3 protein-coding genes are annotated in these 2,935 nt (G+C 65.9%); 2 read left to right on the top strand and 1 reads right to left on the bottom strand.

The genetic code is table 11. The features are described 5' to 3' along the window. On the top strand, positions 1-645 hold a 645-nt coding region (locus tag EN742_RS30255), incomplete at its 5' end, for an ABC transporter permease (RefSeq protein WP_148670363.1). Further along, positions 642-1,445, top strand: a complete 804-nt coding sequence (locus EN742_RS30260) for an ABC transporter permease (RefSeq protein WP_126057026.1) — start codon at positions 642-644, stop codon at positions 1,443-1,445. The genes EN742_RS30255 and EN742_RS30260, both read left to right, overlap by 4 nt. 43 nt (positions 1,446-1,488) lie before the next feature. On the opposite strand, the gene EN742_RS30265 is transcribed toward EN742_RS30260, so the two are convergent. Then, positions 1,489-2,892 (bottom strand): MATE family efflux transporter, encoded by a 1,404-nt coding sequence (locus EN742_RS30265; protein ID WP_128333625.1) that lies wholly within the window; start codon positions 2,890-2,892, stop codon positions 1,489-1,491. Between the last annotated feature and the right edge of the window lie 43 nt (positions 2,893-2,935).

The raw sequence follows: 2,935 nt of genomic DNA on the forward strand, positions 1-2,935 counted from the left end.
TCGCTGATGCTGGCGGTGCTGGTCGCCGTCTGCTGCGTGGCGATTGGCTTCCCTTTCACCTACCTCCTAACCAGGCGGCCGCGCCGCGTCCAGACGCTGTGGCTGGTCGGCCTGCTGTCAGTGCTGTCGCTGTCGGAAGTCATCATCGGCTTTGCCTGGTCGACGCTGTTCTCGCGCACGGCGGGCATCACCAACCTGTTCGTGGCGATCGGGCTGATGGACAAGCCGGTGGCGCTGCTGCCGACTTTCGGCGCGGTGCTGACCGGCATGGTCTACCAGGCGCTGCCCTACACGATCCTGGTGCTCTATCCAGCGCTCGTCCGGCTCGACCCGACCCTGCTGGAGGCGGCGCGCACGCTCGGCGCCTCGCCGGTCAAGGCCTTCTTCAACGTCGTCGCGCCGGCGCTCCGCAACACCATCGTGGCGACGCTGATCATGGTCTTCGTCTTCGCGCTCGGCTCCTATCTGTTGCCGCAGATCCTCGGGCGGCCGCAACACTGGACGCTTTCGGTGCTGATCACCGACCAGGCGATCTACCAGTCCAACATGCCCTTCGCGGCGGCGATGGCGGTGTTCCTGGTACTGATCTCGCTGGCGCTTGTCGGCATGACGCTGCTCGTCGGACGCAGGGAGAACGCGCTATGACCGCAACCTGGCTTCGCCGTCTCTACTTCACCGTCATCGCGCTGTTCCTGGCGGCGCCCCTCATCGTCGTTGCCGGTGTCTCGGTCAATTCGCGCCAGGAACTGACCTTCCCGCCGGTCGGCTTCTCGGCTGCCTGGTACGCGCAGATCTTCACCGATCCGGAATGGCGGCTGGCGCTGATCCATTCGGTGACGCTCGCCGTCTGCTCGGCGGCGATCGCGGTGGCCATCGCGCTGCCGCTTGCCTGGTTCCTGTGGCGGCGCATCGCGCCATGGGCGAACATCTTCCAGGTGTTGGGGCTGGCGCCCTTCATCCTGCCGCCGGTCATCACGGCGCTCGGCTTCTTGAGCTTCTGGGCGACGGTCGGGCTTTTCGGCCAGTTCTTCACCGCCATCATCAGCCACGCGATCTTCTTCGTGACGCTGCCGCTGGTGACGCTGTCACTGGGCTTCGCCTCGATCGACCGCTCGCTGGTCGAGGCGGCGGCGACGATGGGCGCCGACGACCGCAAGGTGCTGAAGACGGTGGTGCTGCCGCTGATCCTGCCCTATCTCGTCTCCGGCTACGCCTTCGCCTTCGTGCTGTCGCTCAACGAGTATATCGTTGCCTACATGACGATCGGCTTCACCACCGAGACATTGCCGATCAAGATCTTCAACGCGCTGCGCTACGGCTACACGCCAACGATGGCCGCGGTGTCCGTGTTCTTCGTCGCGGTGGCGTCGCTGGTGTTCGGCTCGATCGCCAGGTTCGGCGACATCCGCAGGCTGCTCGGCGCCATGTCTTCCGACGGCAACTGAATACCCGTGAAACGCAACGGCCATCGATCCCGGTGGCCGTTCCTCAATGCCCGTAGGACAGCGCCGGCGTGATGCGGTCGCGCCGCAGCCAGCGCGCCAGCAGAAGTGCGGCCACCACCGCCAGTCCAGACGACAGGCCGATCCAGATGCCGACGCCGTTGAAGCCGAAATCGAAGGCGAGCAGCACGCCAAGCGGCAGGCCGACGCCCCAATATCCGATCGCGGCATAGATCATCGGCACCTTGGTGTCGTGCAGGCCGCGCAGCATGCCGGCCGTCACCGCCTGCGCGCCGTCGAAGATCTGGAATAGCGCGGCGAAGACCAGGAAGGAGACGGCAAGCGCGATCACCCTGGCATTGGCCGGATCGGTCAGATCGATGAAGGCGCTGATCAGGAGGTGCGGCCACAGGATCATCACCAGCCCCATCAGCGCCATGAAGGAAACGCCGATGACAAAGGCCGTCCAACCGGCGCGGGAGACGCCTTCCGGATTGCCGGCGCCATGAGCCAGGCCGACGCGCACCGTGACGGCCTGGTTGAGGCCGAGCGGCACCATGAAGGAGATCGAGGCGATCTGGATCGCGATGGCGTGCGCGGCCAGTGAGTCCGCATCGATCAGACCCATCAGCAGGGCCGCGGCGTTGAAGATCGTCACCTCGAAAGCGAGGATGCCGGCGATCGGCAGGCCGAGCCCGAGCAGACCCTTGAAGCGCGGCCAGTCGGAGCGCCAGAAGCGGCCGAACAGGTGGTAGCGGCGGAATTTCTGCTCGAGCATCACCACCGCCGCCAAACCGGCGAACATCAGCGTGCTGGACAGCGAAGTGGCGAGGCCAGAGCCGGAAATGCCCATCGCCGCGACGCCGAGATTGCCGAACATGAACACCCAGTTGAAGAAGGCGTTGCAGGCGACGGCGACGAAGACGATGACCAGCGCCCAGCCCGGCCGCTCCAGCGCCGAGATGAAGGAACGCAGCACGATATAGCCGTAGAAGGGCAGCACCGCCCATTCCAGCCAGCGCAGATAGATGCCGGCCTGATGCGCCAGCCTGGGCTCCTGGCCCATGGCCAGAAGCACGCTCTCGCCGTGCCAGAGGAAGACCCAGATCGGGATCGAGATCAGGATCGCCAGCCACAGGCCCTGGCGCACGGTGCGGCGCAGGTCGCGCACCGAATGGCGGCGGCGACCGAGCTCGGTCGCCATCATCGGCGAGGTCGCCAGCATCAGGCCGAGACCGAAGATCAGCGGCATGAAATAGAGGTTGGCGCCGAGCGCGCCGGCTGCCAGCGTGTCCGGCCCCAGCCGGCCCATCATCATGACGTCGGTCGCGGTCATGGCGGTTTGGCCGAGATTGGTCAGCACCATCGGCCAGGCAAGCGCCAGCGTCGCCCTGATTTCCTGACGCCAAAGATTTTCCGGCGCGCGAGCGCCGGCTTCGATCGCAGACATTTTCCGCTCTTCAGACCACGGCGCGTCGGGACAGAGCCCGGAA

This window comes from Mesorhizobium sp. M4A.F.Ca.ET.020.02.1.1, from assembly GCF_004022645.1.
In the GTDB taxonomy this organism is placed as follows: domain Bacteria; phylum Pseudomonadota; class Alphaproteobacteria; order Rhizobiales; family Rhizobiaceae; genus Mesorhizobium.